Below are 23,817 nucleotides of genomic sequence, written 5' to 3' on the forward strand. Positions count from 1 at the left end.
TACGGCTCGGGCGCTCTTTCAAACGACTCAGTTCACTTTACAAACCCTTCATACTTACCCCGGTCTGCTTCGGCAAGCCGGGGTTTAGTTTTGCTCCGTAACCAACAAAAACAATGACCATCAGACATACCCTGGCCCTGGCGGTACTCTCCGCTCAGGTCGCCCTCGCCCAGGACGATCCCATCCGTCCACCAGCCCGCCCACTAACGATCTCGCTCTTCTCCGAGTCGGTTAGCCTACCTACCTTCAAAGGGTTTTTGCGCCGACCCAACCTCGGCGTTCGCATCGGCACGGAGTTTTATTACCGCAACCGGCCGGGTTCGCAGCTGGTTCAGACGCTGAATGTCGGTTTTTACCACCACCGGGGCCTGCAGAACGGCCTGTACCTGAATACCGAGCTGGGGTACCGTAAATTCATAGGTGGCTTCTTTGCCGAAGGCTTTATTGGCCTGGGCGCGCTGGGACTGTCGCAGCAGCTCCGTCGATACGAACGAACCGAAACCGGCGATTTCAGGCCGGCGTCCCGCTGGATGCTGCGCGCCATGCCGTCGGTCAGCGCGGGTGTCGGCTACCAGTTCGGGCGGCAGACAACGATGCCGGTCACCCTCTTCACCCGCTACGAAGCCTTCGGCGAAACACCCTTCAGCAACCGGGGTATTCCGGTGCTTCCCCACTCAGCCCTGCACATAGGTACCCGATTTCCGGTCAATCCGTAACCCTTCCTCATCCCAATCATGAACTTATCTGCTTACTGGCCCGCTCTGCTGGGCCTGCTCATGGGCTGCGAGCCCCTGGCCGTTCCGCAACCCACCCCTCTCCCCTGCGACCTGTCGGCCTACGCCCGACACCCGCGCCACCAGACGTACCTGACCGAACTACAGCAGTACCGACAGCAATCGGTCGCGCCGGGCAGCATCCTGCTCATTCAAAAACCGGGCGAACCGCGCTGGATCGGTGCCGTCGGGAAAGCGAATCTGGAATACCAGACCGACATACTGCCCTGTAGCCAGTTCCGGGTTGGGAGTATCACCAAGATGTTTGTAGCCGTAGCGGTCCTTAAACTGGTGGAGCAGGGCAAACTCCGGCTCGACGACCGGCTGGCGACCCTGCTGCCCCATACCGCAGGCCATATCCCACAGGCCGACCAGATCACCCTGCGGCACCTGCTGTCGCATACGAGTGGTATCACCGACCCGCCCAACGAGAGCATCCGGTATCAGCTCCGCATTGTCGATAACGCGCCAGAACGGTTCAACCTGACCACCGATCAGTTGCTGGCTACCTATGTATACGGAAAACCACTGCACTTCAGGCCGGGAACCGGCTGGAGCTACAGCAATGCCAACTACTGGCTGCTGGGGAAACTACTGGAGCAGCAAACTGGCAAACCCCTCCAAAGCGTACTGAACGACTGGATTTTCAACCCACTCGCACTCAACGACACCTACCTGGAAGTACGGGACGATAGCCAGCTGGTACGCGGCTATGCCGACCTCTACGGCGATGGACGCCTGTTCGACGTCAGCCACTGGGACCGGGCCGACAGCGATGGCGAAGCCGACGGCGGTATCATCTCGACAGCGGCCGACCTGGCTACGTTTGCCGAAGCGCTCTTTGGCGGTAAGCTGCTCAGCGACACCTGGCTGACGGAGATGCTCAAGCCCACCCGGCTCCCCAGCTGCCCCGACGGCGACTGCGAGTATGGGCTGGGCGTAGAACACTGGAAAACCGGGCTGGGACTGGCCTATGGACATAACGGCGGCTCGGTAGGTATCGAAGCCAACCTGCTTTATTTTCCCCACAACCGGGGCGTATTTGTCCTGTACAAAAACAACGGCAACGGCTCCGACAAACGGCTCATGGACCGACTCATGAAATGACAGCATCCCGCTCATCGCTTCAGATCTACGCCGGTCTGATTGGCTTCTGCCTGATTACGCTCGGGCTGGGCCGCTACCTCGACAGCCAGGGCGTGGCGAATCTCCGGCAGTTTGGCTGGGATGGCGTCGGGCTGGTAGCCCTCGGCACGGTGGGCGTCTGGCTGGCACCCCGCACGGGCTTCGCCGACCTGCTCGATCGGCGCGTCACCAACTGGCAGCGCCTGGGTCGCCCCCTGGTCGTCGGGCTCATCTTCGCGCTGGCCGATGTACTGGTTTTTGTCTGGGTTATCCATCCCGAACCGGTTACCGCGCTCATGCCTTTCATGCAGCCATTTCCCTATTCGATACTGCTGTACGGATCGGGCGCGTTGTATGTCGACGTGCTGTACCGGCTCCTGCCCATTCCGGTTCTGATGTGGCTGGTTGGCCGGTACGCGCTTCACAATCCCCGGCATACGGGCCTGTTCTGGCTACTGGCAGGCCTCTCGTCATTGGTTGAACCGCTTGAGCAGCTCATCACCGACTCACCGGCCCTGATCGCGTATAGTTTTGCCAGTGGGTATCTGATGAATCTGTTGCAGGCCTATTTTTTCAGGAAGTACGGGTTTCTGGCCGGGCTCATGATCCGGCTGGGTCATTATGCGCTCTGGCACGTCGGGTTTGGGCTGTGGGTTGAGCTGAGGCTATAAAACGAACCATGAACGGACTAAACGATAAGACCCTGCGCCTGGCCGGACCGCTCATTCTGTGGGCGGTGGCCACGGTATTCTTCAACCTGTCTACGCTGGTACACGCTACCGTAAGTCCCTGGCGATTTGTGCCGTACGGAATCGTAACGCTGTACATGACCTGGTTTACGGTACGGTGGCTGGTTATGCAGGCCCAGCGCCGATATGCGGGCCTGGAGCGCACCCGGCAACGGCTGATCTGGCTGGTACTGGCTGGCTTGCCCGTAACGGCTCTGCTGGTCGGCGCCCGGATTATGCTGGCGCGCTACTGGGTTTTCGCCAACCAACCGGACTGGGATACCGGCGACGTTCCGTTCATGTTCGGCATCGGCCTGTTCAATCTGGCCATTATCGTATCGATCTATGAATCGCGCTACTTTTTCAGGCAGTGGCTTCGTACCAAGCGGGAGGCCGAAGAGCTACAGCGGGCGCAGCTCGAAATGCAGCTCAGCTCGCTCCGCAGCCAGGTGCAGCCGCATTTTCTGTTCAACAGCCTGAACACCCTGCAGGCGCTGGTGAAGGCCAACGAGAATCCGAAAGCGATGCAGTTCATCGGTGATCTGGCGCAGGTGTACCGCTACCTCCTCCAAAGCAACGACCAGCCCCTGATTTCGCTGGAGAGCGAGCTGGCCTTTACGCACGCCTACATCAACCTGCTCAAGACCCGTTTCGAAGACGGCCTCCAGCTCGATATTGCCATCAATCCGGCCTATCGCCACTACCGACTGCCTCCGCTCACCCTGCAGCTTCTGGTCGAGAATACCGTAAAGCACAATGTCGTCAGCACAACCCAGCCCCTCACGATCCGGATTTACGATCGGGACGAAGCGTTTCTGGTCGTCGAAAATAATCTGCAGCGCCGGCCCCGCTCCGATGTGGCGTCGGACAAAAAAGGGTTGCTGACCATCAGTCAGAAGTACCGGCTGCTCAACCAGCCCGATGTGGAAATTCACGAAAATGCAACCACCTTCGAGGTAAAAGTGCCGCTTATCAAGCCTCTCCAGACCCCCTGACCCAGCCCATGAACGTACTGATTATTGAAGATGAGCCACTGGCCGCCCGGCAGCTCCGGACCATGATTCAGGACTTCGATACCGCCATCAGCGTGCTTGCCGTACTCGACAGCGTGGTCGGCGCGACCCAGTGGTTCCAGACGCACCCGCAGCCCGATCTGTTACTGGCCGACATTGAGCTGGTTGACGGGCAAAGCTTCGAGATTTTCGACCAGGTGGAAGTACGATGTCCGGTCATTTTTACGACGGCTTACGATGCCTTTGCCCTCCGGGCTTTTCAGGTGCATAGCGTCGATTACCTGCTGAAACCCATCGACGAAACAGCCCTGCGCCGGAGCCTGGATAAGTTCCGCGACATGCAGCGGCTCTTCGGGGCGGCCCGCGCCAGCACCGACCTGCGCGAGCTGATCGCTAGCCTGCGCCCCGAACCGACAGCCCAGCCCGATTACCGCGACCGGTTTTTGCTCAAACAGGGATCACGGCTGCTGCCGGTCGACGTGACTGAGATGGCTTATTTTTCGACCCGCGAGCGGCTCACGTTCGTACACACCTGGGATCAGCGCGCGCTGCTCATGGATTACACCCTCGATGAACTTGAAAGCCGGCTCAACCCTAACCTGTTCTTCCGGGCGAACCGGCAGTTTATCCTGCATGCGCAGGTTATCCAGCGGGTGCATATCCACTTCAACGGCCGGCTGAAACTGGACCTCAAACTTCCCGTCGATGAAGCAATTTTTATCAGCCGCGACAAAGCCGGTGAGTTCAGAGCCTGGCTGGGCGAATAAGTCTCCGGCCTGCTAGAAAGCGCCCCGGCTCGTGAAGGTGGTGATGGAGCTGGGCGCCGTGGGGGCCGGCTCGCTGGGGGCGGGCGGGGCCGACTGTATGCCGGGCGTTGGCCGCCGGACGTTGAAGATCCGGTTGAACGAACGGGTATAGAGCACGCTCAGTCCGCCACCCGTGGTAATGGTGCTGTTGATACTCCCCTGCCCCAGTATGCTTTGCTGATTGCGGTTGTACATCTTGGCGCGCAGTCGGCCATCAGACGTAATGAAGTACTCGAGGGTCCACTCGCCGAGCAGACTGGCCGCGTTGTACTGGCTCTGGCCGTAGGTAAACCCACCGTCGCGGCTGATCCGGAGCCGGTCGTTCAGGAGCCGGTACGAGAAGCGAAGTTGCAGGTTGTTGAGCAGGTTTTCGTTCTGCTGCGTACCGAAGCCCGTAAAGCCGCCAAACGACACCCCCACATCCAGGTTCTCGTCCAGGTTGGAGGCCAGTCGGCTGATCTGGTTGGAGAGCAGTTCGCTCACGCTATTGGCCACGCCCGAGTTGACCTGGTTCTGATCGAACAGACTGGTGCCTTCGGGCAGCAGCTGGTTGAACAGGAGAACACTGCTGACCTGCCGGGTCAGTTCCTGCTCGTTGCTCTGCAGCCGCGACTCGAAGCTGGTCACCGCCTGCCGAAAATCCGACGAAGCCGGGTATTCTTTCACATCGAGGTCGTAGCTGATGGCGGGCGCACCCAGCTCGCCGTTTAGTTTGATGAGCAGATCGACCGGGTACCGACGCGACTGGTCGGCGGTTCGGTTAGTCGTGCCGTTTACCGCCAGCAGCGGGGCCAGCGAGGTATACTGGGTATAGGCCGCCGTTACGTCGAGCAGGGCCCCGTAGGGATCGCCCGTCCAGGTGATCCGGCTGTTGGGCTGTATCTGGAATCGTTTGTTGATCACGTTCTGGAAGGTGAACGTATAATCCCCTTTCTGGATCTCGTAGCTGCCCGTCATGGTGAAGTCGCCTTTGGTGTCGACTTTCATACCAAGCCGACCCTGGCCGTAGGCTTTGATGATGTCACCCGTTTGCCGGTCCAGCTGAATTTCGCAATACGCATCGGGCGTAATGTCGAAGTTGAAATCCATCTGAATCCGCGACAGGTCAACGTCGCCCGAGGCTGGTGTGGCGTCGGTAGGTTTGGCAGGCTGGCCAGCCGTCAGCGCGTTCCGGTTCACGAACCGAATCCGGTCGTCCGACGCGACCGACGTGGCTCCATCGAGCGGAATAAAAATACGCGTACCTTTATTACTGGTCGCGTTGGCCCGGATGGTGAGGTTGTTGAGCGGTCCGTAGAGTTCGGCTTTACCCGTCACGATAGCCTGACCGTAGAACAGATCGTTGTCTTTGGCCGTCGTGTTCAGGATTTTAAAGTTCCTGAAATCAGCATCGAATCCCAGGGTGAAATACCGGAATCCGTCGTGATACACCCCACCCCGCAGCTGAGCGGTATTGCCGTCGGTATCGCGCAGGGTCAGTCGGCGGGTAATGATCTCGTTCTCTCCGAAGTAGATAATATCGTCGAAGGTAAAGTCGGTTTTGAGGTAGTCGAAGCGGCCCCGGCCCCCTTTTACGGCCAGCTCTCCCTTGAAAACGGGTGCCGATGGCTGACCCGTAACGGCAATTTTACCGCTGGCCGTTCCGCCCAGGTTGGAGAAGAGGCCGGTCGTAAACGCTTCCAGCACGTGCAGATCGGCATCGTTCACACTAGCGCTGAGGGCCAGCGGACTGGCCTTCTGCTGGGGCGTGTAGTTACCCGTCAGGGTCAGCACACTGGCTCCGTTGCGGTTAACGTCGGCGTTGACGTTGAGCCGCTGGGCCGACTGATCCCAGGCCAGGCGCCCGTGTACGTCGCCGATCAGGGCGTTATCGTACGAGAGGGCGTTGACAGCCAGCTCGCTCTCGACAATGGGGGTTTCGTAGATGTCACGCAGCGACAGGCTACCGTTGAGGATCCCGCCCAGGCTGGTGAGCAGCACCGGATTCAGTGACGCCAGCCGGAAGTTCTGCGCCACCATGTCGAGATGCTGCGTGGTGTCGGGCGAAATCTGACCCGATACGCGGATGAGCTGATCCTGGTTCTGCACCGACACGTTGCGCAGGGTGTACTCGTCGCCCACCTTCCGGATCAGGCTGGCCGGATTCAGTACCCAGTCGCCGTTGAGTACGCGCAGCCGCGACGGGCGGAAGGTCAGGTCGATGGCATCGCCTTTGAACCGCAGCTCACCGTTCAGGTTGGCCCGGTTGGTGCTGCCGACCTGCTCGATACTGCTCGTAAACTCGATATGATCGACGTCCCACGAGGCTTCGGCCTGCAGCTGCCGGGTGGGCAGCAGCGAGCTAAACGTCTGCCGGTCTGAGCTTAGGACCGCCGAGGCCAGCACGGCCTGATCGTAGGTGTATTTGGAGCTGGTCAGGTCGAGTTCGCTCCGGCCAAAGGCCAGCGAGCCGAGCCGCATGGAATCCGTTTTGAGCGTAGCCGTCAGAAACGACAGGCTATCGACCGTAAACCGGCCTTCGAGCCGCGACGCGGGTGCCACGTGATAGGTCGGCGCCAGAAACGCCAGCAGCGGTCGGGTATCTTTGGCCGTAAACTGAAAATCGACGCCATAGCGCGACGCGGCAGCCTGGCCCAACCGGCGGGCGCGCAGCCGCTTCTGCTCGTAGTAGGTTTTCATCCCGGCGGCATCGCCCTCAAAATAAAGCTGGTATTCGCGCGCCAGCCGGGTCAGATCGTCGAACGTGTGCTGAAGCTGGAACGCCCCCTGCAGCCGGGCCGTCAGAAACTCCGAGTCCAGATCGAAATACCGCTGGTTGCTGACCGAATCGCGGCCGGGCAGCGCGGCTGGTGCGCTGGTCCGCTCAACCGTCGATTGCAGCGTCAGCGCGCCTACGCTCAGGTTGCGCCGGTTCAGGCTTAGTTCGGCATTCTGCAGGGCGATACTCCCGACCAGATCATCGAGCTTGTTTCCGGTCAGCTGCACATCCAGATCGGCCTGCACCACGAGCGAGTCGCTCAGATAGCCCAGTGCCCGCAGGTCGGCCTTTTTCACAGTGCCGTGCAGATCGAACCGATTGCGCGCGCCCTGCAGGTCAAACTCGCCATCAACGGCCAGTACCGCGTTGGGATCATTCAGGCCCAGCTGCCCGTGAAAAAACGCCTTTTGCAGATTGCCGCGCAGGGTCAGATTCCGGTACTCGTAGCGTTGCCAGCCGAAACGACCCAGCCGGGCGTCGACATCGACACTGGCCCGGGCCAGGTCGGTACCACGCCCTACGATGCGCCCTTCGCCGTCGAGCAGCCCAAACTGCTCGGGCTGGTCGATGAGCTGACCGAGGTTCAGCGCAGTCGCTTTCAGATTGGCGACATAGGTAGTCGGGTCGGCCTGTTTGCCGAGCTTCAGGGCCAGATCGCCCGTTACCTGACCCAGCGCCGTGCGGAAATCCCCTTTGGTTTTGAAGTCATCGAAGGCCCCCGCAAAGGTGGCGTTGAAGGCTACGGTTCCGAGCTTCTGTACGGTCTGGTTAAAAGCCGGGTCGGGGTAATACTGCCGGATGTCGGCCATGTTCACCACCGAGGGCGTGAAGGTAAAGGCCACCGTGGTGCGGTCAATATCGGGCAGTCCTTTCCAGGCCAGATCGCCCGCCAGGCGGCTCCGCCCCCCCGCTCCGAACCGCAGGTCGGTCCGGCTCAGCCGGAAATCCTCAACGGTCCCTTTAAACTGGCCCGAAAGCAGCCAGGTTTCTTCCAGGCCGCGCAGGTAATCGGAGAAAAAGCCCAGGTCTTTAGACCGCACCTGGCTGTTGCGGAAGTTGGCACGCATGGTCACCTGGCTGTTGAAATGCCCGAATGCCGACGGTTTTTTGTACTGAAAAACCAGTTCGTTGCGGATAATCGAATTGCCAATGTGTGCGTACAGCTGCGCCAGCTCCAGCTTGGTATTGCAGTACAGAAGTTTGGTATCCAGCTGCCGGATCTTCAGCCGCGAGTCACGATCGACGCCCGACAGCCCCTTGATATCGAGCGCCACGGTATCGCCCAGAATGAGCAGGTTACTGACATCGGCGTTGATGTGCTGAATCGTGAAGTGATCGTAATCGAAGCGATTCGGATTGTTGAGGAGCGGCTCGCGCGGGTCGTAGAGCGTATAGGACCCGTCGGCCAGCGTAACCCGGGCCACCGTGAACGGCACGTTCTGGTTCGGGATGCTGGGTTTGGTCGGGTCGGAGGTCAGCTCTTCGATGCGCGCAATGAAATCGTCCAGGTTGGTGTCTCCGTTGGCCGGGTTCTTGATCATCTGCACATTGGGGCGGTAAAGCACCACCTCATCCAGATGCAGATTATGCGCCGACGAGTCGATCAGGTTGCGGAGGTTGTAGTTGGCATCCAGTCGCCCGACCCGGATCATGGGCCGGTTCTGCAAATCGCGGATGCTGACATCTTCGAGGGTGATGGAGTCGAACCACTTGACCGATACGCCCCCGACGGTAACGGGAAACTTAAGTTTGTCGGACAGGTAGGTAGCGCCCTCCTGCGCCAGCCGGGTTTGTACGGCCGGAATCTGAAGCCCCAGTATAACGCCAGCCAGCAACCCTATCGCCGTGAGGAACAGATAGAGAAGTGTCTTGAGAAATATGACGAGAAACTGACGCATTCGGTCCGGAAATGCCTGATCGGGTAGTGTATGCGGGAAAAGCTATGCGTTAGACGTCTTTTTGAGGGAACGGTTTAGCCGCGACTTTCCTTATACAAGCTACAGAAAACATTATCCTTTTGTTTTTACGGTGAATATACTGGCAATTGAATCGTCCTGCGATGAAACATCGGCGGCTGTCCTATCCAACGGTCATCTTCTCTCAAACATTATTGCGACGCAGTTAATTCACGAGCAATATGGGGGTGTGGTACCTGAACTGGCCTCGCGGGCGCATCAGCAGCACATTATGCCAGTAGTGGAACGGGCCTTGCTCGACGCAAATATAGCGAAAACTGACCTGTCGGCGGTAGCGTTTACCCGGGGCCCGGGTTTGCTGGGGTCGCTCCTGGTCGGGGCTTCCTTTGCCAAGGCACTGGCGCTGGGCCTCAACATTCCACTGATCGACGTCAACCACATGCAGGCGCACGTGCTGGCGCATTTCATCGAAGCCCCTCGGCCGCCCTTTCCGTTTCTGTGCCTGACCGTAAGCGGGGGACATACCCAGCTCGTCCGCATCGACGGGCCGCTCAGCATGACCGTAATTGGGCAAACGCAGGACGATGCGGTGGGCGAAGCCTTCGACAAGTCGGCCAAGCTGCTGGGCCTGCCCTATCCTGGCGGGCCGCTTATCGATCGCTATGCCAAAGCTGGTAACCCGCTGGCGTTCCGGTTTCCGCTCGGCGAAATGCCGGGGCTCGACTATTCGTTCAGCGGCATCAAAACGGCTATTTTGTATTTCCTGCGCGACAACACGAAGACAAATCCTGATTTTATTCAGCAAAACCTCCCCGATATTTGCGCCAGTATTCAGCACACGCTGATCCAGATGCTGCTGACCAAGCTGAAACGGGCGGTTCGCGAAACGGGCATTCGGCACATCGCCATTGCCGGGGGCGTATCAGCCAACAGCGGCCTCCGGTCGGCGCTGACGCAGCTGGGCGATGAGCAGGGCTGGACGGTTTACATTCCGCGCTTCGAGTACTGTACCGACAATGCGGCCATGATTGCGATGGCTGCCCAGTTCAAGTACGAAGCCGGTATTTTTGCCGACCAGACCATCAGCCCCCTGCCGAGACTACACGTCTAGCCAGCCGTCATGGGTATGTTCCTGCTGACGTTCTGAGTACGTATCGACTAACTACCGCCCTCTATGCCAACGATTTCAGCGCTGTATCTGTACCCCATCAAATCGCTTGGCGGCATCGCCGTTCAGGAAGCGACCGTTACGCCCAGAGGCTTTCGGTACGACCGCCGGTTCATGCTGGTCGATACCCATGGCCTGTTCATCACCCAGCGGTCGAACTACCACATGGCGCTGATCGACGTCGCGATCCGCAACGACCAGCTGCTCGTCTGGCACCGCCACCGGCCCGACCAGGTACTCGAGCTGCCCCTGACGCCACCGGCCGACACCCTGATTCCGCTGCCGGTAACGATCTGGGACAGTGAGGATGTACCTGCCCTGGCCGTCAGTGGCGAAGCCGACCGCTGGTTCACCAACGCGCTGGGGAAACCGTGTCGGCTGGTTTATATGCCCGACAGCACCCATCGGTCGGTAGAACCCGGCTATGCCCGACCCGATGAAGCCGGTCGGCTGCCCGCCGTTAGTTTTGCCGACGGTTACCCGTATCTGCTCATCGGGCAGGCTTCCCTCGACGAGCTGAACCGGCGGCTGCCGGAGCCGGTGACCATGCAGCGGTTTCGCCCCAATATCGTGGTAAGCGGTAGCGAGCCGTACGACGAAGACAGCTGGAGCCAGTTCCGGGTTGGTGAACTGGACTTCTACGGCGTCAAGCCCTGCGCCCGCTGCGTTCTGACCACCATCGACCCCGCTACCGGCGAAACCGGCAAAGAACCCCTCCGGACCCTGAGCACCTTCCGCCAGTGGAAACATAAAATTCTGTTCGGCCAGAATGTACTTACAGCTACTGACGACCTTTCCGCATCAGCGCAACTAAGCGTGGGGCAGGCCGTTGAGGTAACAAGCCGTACAACGCCCTGGCTGGCCGCTCCCGCACCCCTGTCATCATCTGAAAACCTGACCGCCTGAAATCTGTTTACTGGCTACTGACTACTGCCTGTTTTGATTACACCTATCCGCAACGCCTATTACCTGAGTTTCCCCGTCGTGATGGGGGCCGTTCTGTCGAACCGAATGGCCGCCCGCCTTTCCGATGTCGATCCCGTTCACTGGGCCACGCCGATCGTGCTGGCGCTGGTGGTGTTTATCATCTATACGACAGACCGGCTGCTCGATATCCAGAAGCCTGCGCAACCCGCAACGCCCCGACACCGCTTTCATCAGCAGTATGCCCCGCTGCTCTGGCGCGTGGTGGCGGGGTCGGCGGTGCTGGCCCTGATCCTGACGTTCTTTCTGCCCGCTCCGGTGGTCAAGTTTGGGATCGTGCTGGGGGGCGTGTGTGCGGCTTATGTGCTGGCGGTGTACCGGCTCCCGTCGGCCCACCCGGCCCTCTACCTGAAAGAGCCAATGATTGCGGTGCTGTACTCCGTCGGCATCTGGGGCAGCGTCTGGGCGCAGCGGCCCACCGTTCGCGGTATCGAACTGGCCGAGTTTGGTATGTTTCTGGGTATCGCCCTGCAGAACCTGCTCCTGTTCGATGTGATGGAACAGCGCGAAGGCACGGCCCGGCCCGAGTCATCGCTGGTTACCGTGCTGGGCGCGGCCCGCTGCGATACCCTGCTGCGCTGGCTGACCTTTGGTATTGTCGTGACCGGTTTTGTGGTATGTTTCTCTACCGACGATCGGTTTGCCCAGCGGTCGGCGCTGATTCTGGCGCTGATGAGCGTGGTGCTGTACGGCATCCAGCGGTATCCGGCTTATTTTCTACGCAACGAGCGGTACCGCTGGCTGGGCGACGGCGTATTCTGGATGCCGGCTTTAGTTCTGTGAGGCTACCGGAGCCAGGGTGGTCAGCATCCCGGCTTCACCCGCGGTTTTTGGCTTAGGGACATCCCCGGCTTTCCCCACCATCGATTTGGCCTTTACGGCTTCTTTTACATCGCGCCGGGTCAGGATGTCGAGCAGAATTTCAGTCATGTATTCGCGCTTGTTGAACACGATATCGTGCCGGTTTTCGGGCAGCAGAAACTGCTTGACCCGGGCGTTGACCAGCTTCTTCTGCGCAAAATCTACATTGGTCGGGTAAACCAGTTCGTCGCGCTGGCCGTGCAGCATCGTGATACTGGCCCGGATTCTGGCCCAGTCGGGCAGGATGGCTTCGAGTGCGCGCTGGTGAGCCAGTTTTTCATCGTTGGCCAGCCGCAGCAGCGTCGGCACGCACCAGCGAATGAGCGGACTATCGGCCAGGTAGCTGATCGGATAGGTACGCTCCAGCCCGGGCCCCAGCGCCGATGATACGAACACCACGTGATCGACCAGGCCGGGGTTGTTCATCGCCAGCCGCGCCGATACCGACCCACCGTACGACGAGCCGACAATCATCAGATACGGGGCATTGCGGTATCGATCGATGAGCGGTTGCAGAAATTCAGCCTGCCGCACCACCGATGTTTCGACCCGGCCAAAGTCGGAAAAGCCATAGCCCGGCCGGTCGACCGCTACCAGCTGGGCGCGGTTCAGCAGCAGGGTGTCTTTAAAGAAAGCGTTGAAAAATGACAACGAACTTGGGGCGCCATGTACAAACAGAACCACCGGTTTTGCGACTGTATCTGACCGGTCGGCCCGGGCGGGTGTTTCCATAAACCGAATGGTTCGGGGTGTACCGTTGGGGGTGTCGATCTGGTACCGGTGTACCGTTGGACGAATGCGCTGTTCCTGAAATTCGGCGGCCAGTTCCTCATCAGACTGCCGGAAATCAACAAACCAGGCAACTGATAAGGTGCCAACTACCAGCAGCAAAAGGACAAGCAGAGACCAGCGAAAGACAATCAAAAAACGTTTCATAGCAGCAATATGTACAGTAATAACTGCAAATAATCGGCCAATAGTTTTGAAAAAACCGAAACCTGCCTGAGCGGTAAACATTTCGACAGGGAGGCCGTTCTGCCAGTAAACCAAAACCACGAAACGCTATGAAAGAACGAGCCGACGCCCCGGCGCAGGTCAGCGAGACCGACCTGGACCGCCCTAACCCGCAAAATCCCGGCGATACCGACATCAGTTCATCGGCCACGCGCCCGGAGACCCAGCAGGCGCTACAGGCCAACGACGCCGAGAAAATGACGCCCGACGACGCCAACGAACTCGACGACTCGGATTAGACGTACACCGACAAACGAAACAGCCCGGCCCTTCGCTGCCTATAGCAAAAGGACCGGGCTGTTTCATGTATCGATTTACCTACCGCTTGTTTGACGGGCGATATGGGTGCATTCTGTCGGTGCCGGACTAGGCCGCCACTTCGCTCTCTACCGCCAGAAAGTGCGTCAGCTCGTTCTGATTGTTGTAGAGAGGGTCAATATGCACCCGGCAGATATACGGTTCTCCGTTTTTCCGGTAGTTGAGCAGATCAGCCTCTACCGAGTCGGCCCGGTCGAGCGAATCGCGCACCTGTTGCAGGGTATGAGCATCGGTACCTGGCCCCTGAAGCATTTTGGGAGTCCGGCCAAGGGCTTCGGTATGGGCATAGCCGGTCATGGTCAGAAAGTTTTTGCTTGTCCACAGAATTGTTCTGGACAAATCAGTCAGCACGAGGGTATGCCCGTTCTGTAGTTTCCGCAGGTAAGCGTTGCGTTTCCGGCGGGGCAGGTCCCAGTCGAAGATATCGGCCAGTTGCCTGAACAGAGCCGCTTCTTTGTTTTTAGCTCGTTGCTGCGCCTGGCTTAGCAGAAAAACTTCATAACAGGCAACGGGATAAGGCCGGCTTCCGTCCTGTTGAGACCGGCTGTATCCCCGGTTCACTAATTCGACGTACGATTCTGACGTGAGCATGGCCATTTGGGTTATCAGGATAAATGTACTACCTGCGTCTGGTCTTTGCAACCTTCGCCGGTTAACAAATGATGAAGAGGGGCTGGCTGTCGAAAAAATTTTTTAACAGAAACCAAACTGATTGTCAGCCAATAAATCGGCATTCTGATCAGCTCCGGCAAGTTTTTTTGGGAGCCCTCTTGTGTATAACACCAAAAGCCTCTACTTTTGTGCCACGATAAAGGAAAACGACAACGGTCGGCCCTTCATCGAAAATGGTTCGGTAGTTCAGTTGGTTAGAATACCTGCCTGTCACGCAGGGGGTCGCGGGTTCGAGCCCCGTCCGGACCGCCAAGAAGTAATCGAGTATCGACACAAGGCTCTAAGCCCGCCCGTATCTAACGGCAGCGGGCTTTTTGCTTGTTTAGCCCAGCCCCGCCAGTCTACCCCGCAATTCGCTAGCCCGCCAGCGTGACACGCCACCCGCCCACCAGGGACTATTCGGGGTTTGCGATTTTCCCTTTCGCTAGCATCACCAGGGCCGGGTTCGTGGTCTCTACGCGCCGGTATAGCTTGTGAATCTGAAAGGACACGCCAGGGGTCTCACAGTTTCGGATGTAGTCGAGGCAATTATCATAACTCGAAAACTCAAGGTTGACATGACCACCTTGCGGATCAGGCTTCCACGTTACCGGGTTGTAATCGTCGCTCGGCCGCGCTTGTGGCGAGTCGTTTATCTGTGTAATCAAATAGTACTCTTGCAGCTTGAATGCTTTAGCTTCCATTTCGATACGCTGTTATTTTGTTTTCACCATAATATACACAAAACCAATGACTTACGCAAACCACAGTCAACCTTTTCGCGTGTTGCAATTCGTGTAGATACACCGTTTTGTTTAACGCGGGCTGTACAAAAATCTACCAAGCGGCCTAAGCGCTTCAACGCGAACGGGATTACCTGAGTATTTTCCGGGTCTATGATACGTCATAGAATGATGAGTAGATGAAATATGATTAATATCAGTTGCGCCCTAACTTTCTACATGTAGCTTTCGGGTCATAACTCCTCCCTATTCACGCTACTATGTCAAGAATTTTCTGGTCGCGGCTATCCCGCCAGCCGATGGATCTGTATTTCGAGTTCCGACCCGTCCGGGTCACTTCCGCCGTTCGCTTGTCCACCGCCGACGGTCAGCGCCCCTACAATGGCTACATCTACGTGCGCATCAAAATCAATAACATTTTTTACGGGGGCTACACCACCGAAATCCGCACGACCCGCGCGGCCTGGGATGGGCGCATCGCGGTCAGAAAGTCAGCCGAAGCCAAAGAGCTGATCAATCAGATAGCGGCTTACGAAGCGCTGTTGCGTGAGGCTCACGATGAGCTGAGCCGCCAGGCCAGCCAGGAGCAGAAGCTACTCGACGGTGAAGCTGTCCTCAATGCAGCCCGCTGGCTCAAGATCAACCAGGATAAAGCCGATATGGCCTTTGCCCAGGCAGCGGGCGCGCCGTCGCCCTTTGAGCTGGCGACGTTTCCGCGCTTGTACGACGAGTTTATGGCGAGCCGTAAGCGCCTGATCGAACCCGATGGCCGCAAGCGTCAGCCCGACCAGATCGGCCCCTCGACCTACGAGACGTACCCCAAGCGGTGGGCCTTGTTGTTTTCCTACCTGCAAGCGATCAAACGAACGCGCATGCCGGTGCTGAACGTAGACGCCCCGTTTGCGTACGATCTAAAGGACTGGCTGCTCGATCAGCACCAGTCGAACGGTACGCGCTACAGCATGGCGACGATCAACAAGGTACTTTCATTCCTTAAGCAACTCATGGAGTACGCCGTGCAAAAACGCTACGTGAAAGAAAACTACGTGCGGGACGTATCGTGCCGGGGTGGCAGTCCACCGAACCCCAAACCCCTATCCGAACGTCAGTTAATTCTACTGGAGGAATGCGAGCTGCCGCCCATGCTGCGCTGGGTGTGTGATAGCTGGCTGGTGGCGGGAGAGCTGTGTCTGCACTACTCCGACTACATGGAGCTGCGCACGATGCGCGTGGTGACGACCGAGAAGGGCAACCGCTTTTATACCCATGAGCGCAGCAAGCAGACGGGGCGCAGCCTGAAGCAGACGGTGAACATCACCCCGCGTGCCGAGCGGCTGATTGAGAAGTGGGGCGGGGTGCGGGGGCTGTACTTTCGCCACAGCGCCCTGTTCAGTAAGTACCTCAAGCGAATCGCTGAGGTGGCCGACCTGCGGGATAGCGACGGTAAACTGATTGGTTTGCAGTTTGGCCAGGGGCGCGATACGGGCCTGACGAGTCGGACCATTGCGGGCGCGAACGAGGTGCAGCTGATGATGATGGCGGGCTGGTCATCACCCCGCCACGCCCGGCATTATATCGACCGGGCTACCGAGGTGGTAGAGGGTTTCCTGGAAGCTCGGCCGATCGCCAAAAATGACCAATCGCCGTCAGAGCGTATCCCGCCTGATGCAGCGTAGCGAGTTGTTCGGCCGAGCCGCTAAACGAAAGCTGATCGTTGTGGTGAATGGAAAGGACCAGGTTCTTATTACGCACCTCGACGGTCAGCTTTATGCTGTCGTGTCCGGCGTTGACGTAGAACACTTGTTTATCGGGCGTTACGTCAGTTACAATCGAGACGCTTAGTTCGTCCTGGGTGTGGGTATACGTATAGGCTTGCTGGTCGGCTTCGTTGATGGTGTGCTGTGTATCGAGGGGCATGAGAGTAGGTATTTGCTGCAATGTGCGAAAAAGGCAGCATACGCGCAAATGTGTCCGGTATTTGCCATTACGTCAACGTGCAGGGGCTGGACATGTAGACGGAAATCCGGCGGATCAAGCAGCAGGGCGCGGGGTGAAGCTACGGGTGCAATCTATTTATTGTACTTAATCAAGAACTTACCACTACAAAAGAAAGAATATTGTACATAATGATTGACATTACAAATTTACCTGTTATCTTTGTTATGTCCTTAACGCAGAGGGCAACACAAACACATAACGATCATGGAAACGCTTAGCTTTAAGAATATCTCATTTTCGGCTGAAGTAGAAGACGGCGAGCCAATTGTAACCATTAGCCTGCTGATTGACGGAGAAAAACAAGGACAATTAGTGATTGCAAGGACTGGCACCTATAATCAATACGCTATTGATGGCGTTGAAATTAATCCTGCCTTCCGTGGCATGGGGTTCTATCGCCAGTTGTTAATGAATGCGCTCAATATGGTTTCGGGCTGCGATTCTCTTTTGTCTGCTGAGCGTAATATTGATTCCAACCCGGTGTACCAATACTGGACAGGGAAGGAGTTGGCAGTGTCCGATAAGGTTGAGATTTCAATTTACCGTGACACATTAGAGTTCGATGTTATTGAAGGATAGTGGCTATGAAAAAAGACCGCCCTACCAGCACCGGGGACTACCAACTAAGACCATGCAAAATACAGATAATTTCGATCCCGACGCCGACCCGATGATTCAGGCGTCAAGGCGTTCATTCCAGACCCGTAAGCGCATCGAGCAGGCCGAAGCCCTCGTTCGCTTTCAGGGCTCCCCGCTGACATGGAAGGCCCGCTACGACCGGATGAAAGCCTACTACGGCATGGCCGATCAGCAGGTGGCCGACATTACCGGGCTGTCGGCTGGTAGCATCCGTACGGTCGTTAACTCGAAAAAGCAGGATTTCCCTCGCTGGCTGAAGCTGGTTATCTGGGTGTTCGAGACTGAGACGGGCCTTAACCAGGGCGCGACGGTAAATCTATAGCCGGGTGATCCGTGCAGAAAAGGCGCACGCTATCCCCGTATCTTACGCCCACTATCAGATTTATCGGCGCAAAAGAAAGAAAATGTTGTACTTTATCAAGTATTTTACCTTGTGCTATTGACAAAGTATATACTTTATTCGTATCTTTGATGCAAGCAAACGGGAGACAAACCAACCCATGCTGACAGAAACAATGGCAAGCGCATTCATCACCAATCAACTGGCAAGCTCTTACGGTCAATACTTGGATCGTGGCATGAAACTGCAAATCCGCGAAACAGACGCAACGGGTTGGCCTAATACAAAATCTGCCGGCTATACCGACCCTCACTACAATGATGACTACAATCAACTGATTGAGTCAATCGCTCAGGTTTCCGGAAAGGATGTTGAGTTTGTAAAATCACACGTTGAACTGGTATGACCAATGCTGAAATTCTGCGCGACGAGGCCGAGAAGGCCCGTCGCGCCAACAAGTTGACCGAGTACGAAGCCAAATTTGTTTGGGACACAATCCGAAATGCAGACAAAAAGGCACTAAAACGGTTGACCTCTGCTCAGTATGATTTACTACGAATCTGCGCTGATAAAGCCCCAAAGCGCCGAGCCGGCAACACAGATAAGCCTGTAACCCAAACGGCTATACCCCTAAAGCTCGACAATGACTTGGTGGCTTGGCTTAAAGATTATGAGGGAGAAAAGCGTAATACCTTTATCAATAAGGCGGTTAAAGAGCGCATTGATCGTTTACAAGCCATGCTAGATGAATCGCAGAGATTAGAGGATTTAGACGACGATTCGATATTGTAAGAGGTCGCTGTAACCGAGCGGCTGGACCGGCTCGAGCATCTGGATGAGGACGCGCAAAACGCGGAATAATTTACCGACCGGGCTTGGTTAAGTCGTTGGTAGTAAGTATATTACGGTATGGAAACAAAGCAGATGGATTGAAACTGCAAAAGAGCAATGAAGGAATTATTCGACGCAACCCAAGTGCCTCAACGATGCTACGATTACCTGCTATTTTGGCATGACGACAACAAGGCGAGCGCGAAAAATGGCGTAGTGGTACTTGGCTATAGGTATGGCAAACAAAGCCTATCCGCACTTACAGGTGAACAGTTCTGGGATTTTTTTCATTATGCTACCCAAAAAGATGTTGAACGACATGGCTTACACTTGGTATAACTTCACAGATGAGATAACTAGGATGGAGGTCTATACAATTGACGGACACCAATTGTACGGCGATTCTGATTTTGTTGTCAGAATTTTTCGGGAGCGAGTCATAAAATATTCGTTCGGTACTCAAACCGAATATCGGTTTTTTCCCCAGATCGATAATGAGCGATTAGAGGAGCGTTGGGAAATTGGCGATGCTGTACAGGGCTACAGGAAAATCAAGGAAGCGATGAAGGCGGCAGAGGAGGAGCTTGAAAAATTAATAGCTCAATACCCAGATCATACGTGAGCCTGACTCTTCACCCAGCCAACCCTCAACTATTGATAATGCCCCGCAAAGCCAAGACCCTCCCGCCCCTGACCGACGCCGAACGGGCGCGGCAGATCGCAGAGTTTGAAGCAGTGTTTTACTTTACATCAAACCAGAACAATGAGAAAACTAACGATAGGGCAGAGAGTGGGTTACACCCCGATACCAAACGAGACGTACAAAGTGGTAGCGGTTCGTAGAGGTAACAAGCACGGTCGAAACGTAAAGATCGCTGGCGACTTTTCGGGCGGATACCAATATCCGCAAAGCGATTGGGTACGCCGGGACACCCTAACACCCGCGACTGCATGACCACGACCACACCCACCTTGTCTGCGGCCCAGCTGGGGCGGCATATCGGGCAAACTGTACAGGTTGACGCGCCGGGAACGCCTGAGCATGAGCAGCGCGGTACGCTCGCTGCTGTGCTTTTTTTGCCCGGCGATGCATCTCTCGCAACAGTCGGCTTTGGCCCTCGGTTGCTATACCGCGATTATCCCCTGTCTGCTATCCGCCCCGTGCTGCGGTTGGTAACGGACGTGACGGATGCCGAGTGGCGGGGGGTCTTTGGGGCGGACGCAAAGTTTATTCGGAGCGCAGAGCAGGTAGCTATTCGATACTACGCTGCTATTGACGTTCAGGTAGCGACCATTAATAACGATGGTGATATATGGCTGGACAATAACCACGGAGAAAGCGCACACCTGAAAGCCGCTGACCTGATCGACTACCTCGACAGCCTGGGTATCGATTCGCGGGGGCTGATTCAAAAAGGGCTCGCGGTGCGGGCTGAAAATGGCTAACCCCTTGCGTGGGGAATTATTTTTTTGTACTTTTACTTTGAAAATAAAAGTACTTTGTGTATAGAGTACCCACCGCAATATGGCAGCACATACCGGCAATACATTCGCAGAAGGCAACGACGGCGGACGACCTTCCAAATACAAGGAGGAGTACGCTGAACAGGCGTATAAGCTCTGCTTGCTCGGGGCAACCGATGAGGAGCTAGCCGATTTCTTTGGGGTTCACAAGGATACGATCTACGCGTGGCGCGCTGCTCATCAAGAGTTTTCCGACTCCATAAAGGCTGGCAAAATATCAGCCGATATGAATGTAGTTAATGGCCTGTATAACAAAGCGATAGGTGCTGAATGGGAAGAGGAGCAGGCTTTTAAGGTGAAGCGCGGGCAATTTGAGGAGGAGATAGAGATTGTCAAAGTAAAACGTGTCGCCCCTCCCGACTTTCAGGCTATCTCTTTGTGGCTCCGAAACCGACAACCTACAAAGTGGCGGGATAAGGTCGATCACGAACATTCGGGGCCGGATGGCGGGCCGATAACCTTCTTTGAATTGCCCCGCAAAGGATCGTGAGTAACCGCACCGTCATAAGGCCGCAGCATGGATACCAGCTCAAGGCGATGGCCTCTGACGCTGATATACTCATTGGTGGCGCATCGGCGGGCGTGGGCAAATCGTACGTACTATGCCTGGAAGATCTGTACCACGTCGATAACCCACAGTTCGGCTCGGTCACGTTTCGACGCACCAAGCCGCAAATACGGGCCAAAGGCGGGCTATGGGATACCTCATCGGAGATATATCCGCACCTGGGAGCAACGCCCCGGCAGAATGAACTGGAATGGGTGTTTCCCTCCGGCGCTACGGCTAAGTTTGCCTCCCTGCAATATGAGCAGGACGTACTAAACTGGCAGGGGTCGCAGATACCGTTGATCAAATTCGATGAGCTGACCCACTTTACCAAGTCGATGTTTTGGTACATGATTAGCCGGAACCGTTCGACCTGTGGCGTAAAACCCTACGTACGGGCGACCTGCAATCCCGACTCCGAGAGTTGGGTATACGAGCTGATCAAGTGGTGGATCGACCCCGAGACGGGTTACCCGATACCCGAACGGGACGGGGTGATTCGGTACCTGGTCAAGCACGGCGACGACTACATATGGGGTGACACCAAACAGGAAGTCATCGAAGCCGCCTGGTTTTTTATCGGCCCGTTGGTCGAGAAGTCGGGGCAAGCCGCCGAGGACTTCGTTAAGTCGGTTACGTTCGTTTCGGGTAGCATCTATGACAACCGGGCGCTGCTGGGTAAAGATCCCGGCTACCTGGCTAACCTGGCCGCGCAGGACGAACAGATTCGTTTACAGCTACAGGACGGGTGCTGGAAGCCCGCCCCCTCTGATTTGGATATATACGACTATGCATCGTTTTGCGGGCTGTTTGATAACCTGCGGAACGTCGATGAGGTTGGGCGATACATCACGGCTGATATTGCTGGAAAAGGCTCCAACAAGTTCATCGTCGGCGCGTGGCACGGCTGGAAGCTGGCGGATATTGCAATCCTCGACAAAAGCGACGGGCCTAAAGTAGTGGAAACGATCGGCAATATGGCCAAACTGCATAACGTCCCGAACCGGCATATTACGTTTGACGCGGACGGCATCGGCGGACTGTACGAAGGCTTCGCCCCCGGCGCTATTGCGTTTCATAACGGGGCCGCGCCTTTAGAAGCCCGCGACGATGCCGGAAAGAAGGTAAAAGAGAACTATTTCAACCTGAAAACGCAGTGCTTTTACCGCACCGCCAACCGCACCAAGCAAGGCGATATGGCTATAGCTGAACACGTCGCCAATCAGATGTACGACACTAAAATGACCGTACGCCAGCGGTTTATGCATGAGCGCAAGGTCATTAAGCGCGACAAGCCCGATAGCGACGGTAAACTGCGCGTTATCCCAAAGGATCAAATGCGCGTCAAACTAGGCGGCAACGGGGAAAGCCCTGACCTGATGGATATGTTCTGCATGCGTGAAATCTTCGACCTCAAACCAAAGGCCCGCCAATGGGCTGTCCACTGATGCTTATCCTGCTGATTCTCCTGCTGGTCCTCAACGCCGTGGTTACGGCTATCGTCACGCTGCTGTCGCTCGACAGTAAGGCCCCCGCCCAACGGCGCTATGGCCTCGCCCTGGCGGCTGTGCTGCTGCTGAATACCCTTGTCTTTCTCACCGTATACGTCTCTTACGCCCATGGGTCTCTTATCCAACATTAAGGCCGCGCTGCCTACCAGCCGCGACCGCTACCTACCCGATCCGGCCCTTATCGCCCGGCAGACGGGTATCAACCGCTTTGGCCTGACGGGCTGGGCGTCGCTCGAATTGTTCCCGGCCGAAAATCCGGTCCTGCTACAACAAGGCTACATGGAGAACCATTACGTGTTCACCATTGCTGACTGGAAAGCGCAGCGCCTGGCGATGGCTCCCCCGATTCAGTACGAGGTGAAGGATCAGAAATCCTACCGCAAGTTCAAAGCCTATACGCCCTACCAGAAGGCTAACGAGTACGTCTTACGCAGTAAGGCACTGGCTGAAGTAGAGGACGAGCGCGACGTAGTGAACCAATCGCTGGCCCAGCCCAACCCATTGCAGACGTGGGGTGAGTTGATGTACGCCTTGTCGGTATATTGGGACTTCGGGAACGCCCTGCTCTACGGCCCCCAGGTTCAGGGTGGCCCAAACGATGGCTTTGCCCGTCAGCTGTTTCTACTCCCTACGGGGCAGTACTCGGGCAAGAACGCAAGCATATCGGGCTTTGAGTATTTTGTTGACGTACTTAGCTCGACGCCACACCCGCTGTCGCAAATCGAAGGGCGGAGCGTATTGCACTTACGCCGGTTCAATCCCGATCCGACGTTGCAGGGTGGTCAGTTGTGGGGCATGAGCAAGTTAGCCCCGGCGCGTCGGCTGCTCACCAAGTCAATCAACGCCCTTGACGCCGAGGCCGAGGCCATGCAGAACCGGGGGAGCCGTTCGATCATTTTCCCTAAGTACTACGAAGGCTTTGAGCCGCCAGCGGGGTCCGAAGCCGAAAAAGCTGGGGAGGATATGCGCCGAAAGCTCAAACAGGCCGGCTCGGGCGGTATCGCTACCAACAGCATTGAACTCGGGAGTATCAACATCGGCGCTAGTCCGGTAGACCTGAACATCCTGCAAAGCAACATTGGCACCAAAGAGGAGTTTTGCGCCCTGTGGCACCTCGACGCCAATAGCGTATTTTCCTCTACTACCGAGGGTAGTTTGGGCGGCAACAAGCAGGAAGAAGCCAACAAGGCCAGCCTGCGGGGCGGAGTATTGCCCGATCAGGCGCTTATCTACCAGAAGTTATCCGAGTGGTGGCTCGGCCCGTATAATGCCCGCAACAAATACGAACGGCATATCGAAGCCAACACGGACGTATACCCCGAGTTGCAGCAAGACAAGAAAGAGCTGTTTAGCTGGCTGTCTATGGTGCCGCTGACGGGCGACGAGATGCGCGAAGCCGCCGGATACGAAGCCATCGGTACGCCGGAAATGCAGGTGCCGCTATTGGCTACCGGACGCCAGCCGATTACCGACTTTGCCCAGCCCGATCCGGCTGCTGACCCGGCATCTGACCCCGCCAACGACGGCACGTATTAACTTGCATAAGTCGTTGTTTTTGTGTATGTTACG

At 56.7% G+C, this 23,817-nt stretch carries 25 protein-coding genes and 1 tRNA gene; 21 read left to right on the forward strand and 5 right to left on the reverse strand.

Annotated features, from left to right (window positions below):
• Positions 1 to 113: 113 nt before the first annotated feature.
• The 5 genes from B1C80_RS07165 to B1C80_RS07185 are packed head-to-tail and all read left to right on the forward strand — an operon-like array spanning position 114 to position 4,406.
• Positions 114 to 716, forward strand: a complete 603-nt coding sequence (locus B1C80_RS07165; protein ID WP_077920379.1) for a hypothetical protein — start codon at positions 114 to 116, stop codon at positions 714 to 716.
• 18 nt (positions 717 to 734) lie between these two features.
• Positions 735 to 1,880: a serine hydrolase gene (locus B1C80_RS07170; protein WP_077920380.1), complete on the forward strand. Its 1,146-nt coding sequence runs from the start codon at positions 735 to 737 to the stop codon at positions 1,878 to 1,880.
• A complete protein-coding gene (locus tag B1C80_RS07175) occupies positions 1,877 to 2,569 on the forward strand; it encodes a hypothetical protein (RefSeq protein WP_077920381.1) in 693 nt (230 codons plus the stop codon). Before B1C80_RS07170 ends, B1C80_RS07175 begins: the two co-directional genes overlap by 4 nt.
• 8 nt (positions 2,570 to 2,577) lie before the next feature.
• Positions 2,578 to 3,621 (forward strand): sensor histidine kinase, encoded by a 1,044-nt coding sequence (locus B1C80_RS07180; protein ID WP_077920382.1) that lies wholly within the window; start codon positions 2,578 to 2,580, stop codon positions 3,619 to 3,621.
• A gap of 8 nt (positions 3,622 to 3,629) precedes the next feature.
• A complete protein-coding gene (locus B1C80_RS07185; RefSeq protein ID WP_077920383.1) occupies positions 3,630 to 4,406 on the forward strand; it encodes a LytTR family DNA-binding domain-containing protein in 777 nt (258 codons plus the stop codon).
• A 12-nt stretch (positions 4,407 to 4,418) separates the two neighbouring features.
• Here the strand turns inward: B1C80_RS07185 and B1C80_RS07190 are convergent, their stop codons facing one another.
• On the reverse strand, positions 4,419 to 9,101 hold the full coding sequence (locus B1C80_RS07190; RefSeq protein ID WP_077920384.1) for a translocation/assembly module TamB domain-containing protein: 4,683 nt from the start codon (positions 9,099 to 9,101) through the stop codon (positions 4,419 to 4,421).
• A 130-nt stretch (positions 9,102 to 9,231) separates the two neighbouring features.
• Here B1C80_RS07190 and tsaD point away from each other — a divergent pair, with 130 nt between their 5' ends.
• The 3 genes from tsaD to B1C80_RS07205 all read left to right on the forward strand — a co-directional run bounded on the left by tsaD (position 9,232) and on the right by B1C80_RS07205 (position 12,054).
• A complete protein-coding gene (gene tsaD, locus B1C80_RS07195; RefSeq protein WP_077920385.1) occupies positions 9,232 to 10,230 on the forward strand; it encodes a tRNA (adenosine(37)-N6)-threonylcarbamoyltransferase complex transferase subunit TsaD in 999 nt (332 codons plus the stop codon).
• Between the two features lie 63 nt (positions 10,231 to 10,293).
• Entirely contained in the window at positions 10,294 to 11,193 is a 900-nt protein-coding gene (locus tag B1C80_RS07200; protein WP_077920386.1) for an MOSC domain-containing protein, read from the forward strand.
• 33 nt (positions 11,194 to 11,226) lie between these two features.
• On the forward strand, positions 11,227 to 12,054 hold the full coding sequence (locus tag B1C80_RS07205; protein ID WP_077920387.1) for a hypothetical protein: 828 nt from the start codon (positions 11,227 to 11,229) through the stop codon (positions 12,052 to 12,054).
• On the opposite strand, the gene B1C80_RS07210 is transcribed toward B1C80_RS07205, so the two are convergent.
• The gene (locus tag B1C80_RS07210; protein ID WP_077920521.1) at positions 12,043 to 13,068 is read right to left on the reverse strand and encodes an alpha/beta fold hydrolase; all 1,026 of its coding nucleotides are present in this window, start codon (positions 13,066 to 13,068) and stop codon (positions 12,043 to 12,045) included. The genes B1C80_RS07205 and B1C80_RS07210 overlap by 12 nt on opposite strands.
• A 128-nt stretch (positions 13,069 to 13,196) precedes the next feature.
• Between B1C80_RS07210 and B1C80_RS07215 the strand changes: the two genes are divergently transcribed.
• On the forward strand, positions 13,197 to 13,385 hold the full coding sequence (locus B1C80_RS07215) for a hypothetical protein (protein ID WP_077920388.1): 189 nt from the start codon (positions 13,197 to 13,199) through the stop codon (positions 13,383 to 13,385).
• A 127-nt stretch (positions 13,386 to 13,512) separates the two neighbouring features.
• On the opposite strand, the gene B1C80_RS07220 is transcribed toward B1C80_RS07215, so the two are convergent.
• Positions 13,513 to 14,055, reverse strand: a complete 543-nt coding sequence (locus B1C80_RS07220; RefSeq protein ID WP_077920522.1) for a PAS domain-containing protein — start codon at positions 14,053 to 14,055, stop codon at positions 13,513 to 13,515.
• 256 nt (positions 14,056 to 14,311) lie between these two features.
• On the opposite strand from B1C80_RS07220, the gene B1C80_RS07225 reads away from it, so the two are divergent.
• Positions 14,312 to 14,388 (forward strand) — tRNA-Asp (locus B1C80_RS07225).
• A 143-nt stretch (positions 14,389 to 14,531) separates the two neighbouring features.
• Here the strand turns inward: B1C80_RS07225 and B1C80_RS28680 are convergent.
• A complete protein-coding gene (locus B1C80_RS28680) occupies positions 14,532 to 14,819 on the reverse strand; it encodes a hypothetical protein (protein WP_077920389.1) in 288 nt (95 codons plus the stop codon).
• A gap of 299 nt (positions 14,820 to 15,118) precedes the next feature.
• Between B1C80_RS28680 and B1C80_RS07235 the strand changes: the two genes are divergently transcribed.
• Positions 15,119 to 16,534 (forward strand): phage integrase SAM-like domain-containing protein, encoded by a 1,416-nt coding sequence (locus B1C80_RS07235; RefSeq protein ID WP_139361601.1) that lies wholly within the window; start codon positions 15,119 to 15,121, stop codon positions 16,532 to 16,534.
• On the opposite strand, the gene B1C80_RS28070 is transcribed toward B1C80_RS07235, so the two are convergent.
• Positions 16,443 to 16,775 carry a hypothetical protein gene (locus B1C80_RS28070; protein ID WP_139361602.1) on the reverse strand — a complete coding sequence of 111 codons (333 nt, stop codon included), beginning with the start codon at positions 16,773 to 16,775 and terminating at the stop codon, positions 16,443 to 16,445. The two genes, B1C80_RS07235 and B1C80_RS28070, sit on opposite strands and share 92 nt — an antisense overlap.
• Before the next feature lie 285 nt (positions 16,776 to 17,060).
• Here B1C80_RS28070 and B1C80_RS07240 point away from each other — a divergent pair, with 285 nt between their 5' ends.
• The 10 genes from B1C80_RS07240 to B1C80_RS07290 all read left to right on the forward strand — a co-directional run bounded on the left by B1C80_RS07240 (position 17,061) and on the right by B1C80_RS07290 (position 23,784).
• On the forward strand, positions 17,061 to 17,435 hold the full coding sequence (locus B1C80_RS07240; protein WP_077920391.1) for a hypothetical protein: 375 nt from the start codon (positions 17,061 to 17,063) through the stop codon (positions 17,433 to 17,435).
• Between the two features lie 52 nt (positions 17,436 to 17,487).
• Positions 17,488 to 17,817 carry a hypothetical protein gene (locus B1C80_RS07245; protein ID WP_077920392.1) on the forward strand — a complete coding sequence of 110 codons (330 nt, stop codon included), beginning with the start codon at positions 17,488 to 17,490 and terminating at the stop codon, positions 17,815 to 17,817.
• A gap of 178 nt (positions 17,818 to 17,995) precedes the next feature.
• On the forward strand, positions 17,996 to 18,241 hold the full coding sequence (locus B1C80_RS07250) for a hypothetical protein (RefSeq protein ID WP_077920393.1): 246 nt from the start codon (positions 17,996 to 17,998) through the stop codon (positions 18,239 to 18,241).
• Positions 18,238 to 18,627 carry a hypothetical protein gene (locus B1C80_RS07255; protein WP_077920394.1) on the forward strand — a complete coding sequence of 130 codons (390 nt, stop codon included), beginning with the start codon at positions 18,238 to 18,240 and terminating at the stop codon, positions 18,625 to 18,627. The genes B1C80_RS07250 and B1C80_RS07255 overlap by 4 nt, the downstream gene beginning before the upstream one ends.
• A 274-nt stretch (positions 18,628 to 18,901) precedes the next feature.
• On the forward strand, positions 18,902 to 19,288 hold the full coding sequence (locus tag B1C80_RS07260) for a hypothetical protein (RefSeq protein WP_139361603.1): 387 nt from the start codon (positions 18,902 to 18,904) through the stop codon (positions 19,286 to 19,288).
• Between the two features lie 329 nt (positions 19,289 to 19,617).
• The gene (locus B1C80_RS07270; protein ID WP_139361604.1) at positions 19,618 to 20,112 is read left to right on the forward strand and encodes a hypothetical protein; all 495 of its coding nucleotides are present in this window, start codon (positions 19,618 to 19,620) and stop codon (positions 20,110 to 20,112) included.
• 79 nt (positions 20,113 to 20,191) lie between these two features.
• Complete coding sequence (locus B1C80_RS07275) at positions 20,192 to 20,680, forward strand: hypothetical protein (RefSeq protein WP_077920398.1); 489 nt, start codon at positions 20,192 to 20,194, stop codon at positions 20,678 to 20,680.
• 47 nt (positions 20,681 to 20,727) lie between these two features.
• Positions 20,728 to 22,185, forward strand: coding sequence for a terminase large subunit domain-containing protein (locus B1C80_RS07280; RefSeq protein WP_077920399.1), 1,458 nt, complete (start codon positions 20,728 to 20,730; stop codon positions 22,183 to 22,185).
• The gene (locus tag B1C80_RS07285) at positions 22,170 to 22,379 is read left to right on the forward strand and encodes a hypothetical protein (RefSeq protein WP_139361605.1); all 210 of its coding nucleotides are present in this window, start codon (positions 22,170 to 22,172) and stop codon (positions 22,377 to 22,379) included. The genes B1C80_RS07280 and B1C80_RS07285 overlap by 16 nt, the downstream gene beginning before the upstream one ends.
• A complete protein-coding gene (locus B1C80_RS07290; protein ID WP_077920401.1) occupies positions 22,357 to 23,784 on the forward strand; it encodes a phage portal protein in 1,428 nt (475 codons plus the stop codon). Before B1C80_RS07285 ends, B1C80_RS07290 begins: the two co-directional genes overlap by 23 nt.
• Positions 23,785 to 23,817 lie beyond the last annotated feature (33 nt).

It is taken from the genome of Spirosoma sp. 209 (assembly GCF_002006735.1).
Classification (GTDB): domain Bacteria; phylum Bacteroidota; class Bacteroidia; order Cytophagales; family Spirosomataceae; genus Spirosoma; species Spirosoma sordidisoli.